This is a genomic window from Streptomyces viridosporus (assembly GCF_002078235.1).
Classification (GTDB): Bacteria; Actinomycetota; Actinomycetes; order Streptomycetales; family Streptomycetaceae; genus Streptomyces; species Streptomyces viridosporus.
Genome location: NZ_MSGP01000215.1, coordinates 1 through 501, shown reverse-complemented (window position 1 = coordinate 501; position 501 = coordinate 1). Strand labels below are relative to the sequence as shown.

Genomic DNA, 501 nt, shown 5'->3' with positions numbered 1-501 from the left:
CGGCGGACCGGGCCGGGGCGCGCTGATGACGACCGTGGCCATGTCGTCGTGGCGGCCGGACCCCAGCCACTGGGAGGCCAGCATCTGCACGTGCTCGACGATCGCCTCGCCCGGCATGCCCGCGCACTCCGGCAGGGCCTGCCGCAGGCGGCGTTCGCCGAACAGCTCGTCGCCGAGCGGCCCGCCGCGGGCCTCGGTGATGCCGTCCGTGTAGAGCAGGCAGGTCTCCCCCGGAGCGAGCACCGTCTCGGCCGTCCGCGCGCTCACCTCCGGCAGCGCGCCCACCAGCGTGCCGTACGTGGGCAGCTCCTCGACGGTGCCGTCGGCGCGGACGACGAGCGGCGGCAGGTGCCCGGCACTGGTCAGCCGCAGGTGGACCACGTCGTCCCGGCGCCGGACGGAGGCCAGCACCATCGTGGCGAAGCGGGTGTGGTGCGAGGTGAGCAGAGCCCCGTTCAGCAGACCGAGGACACGCGCGTGGTCCGTGGCCAGGGGCAGCAG

1 protein-coding gene is annotated in these 501 nt (G+C 75.2%); it reads right to left on the bottom strand.

Annotated elements, in window-relative coordinates; genetic code table 11:
- The coding region (locus tag B7L92_RS15820; RefSeq protein ID WP_143626332.1) for a PP2C family protein-serine/threonine phosphatase at positions 1 to 501 on the bottom strand (501 nt) is incomplete at both ends.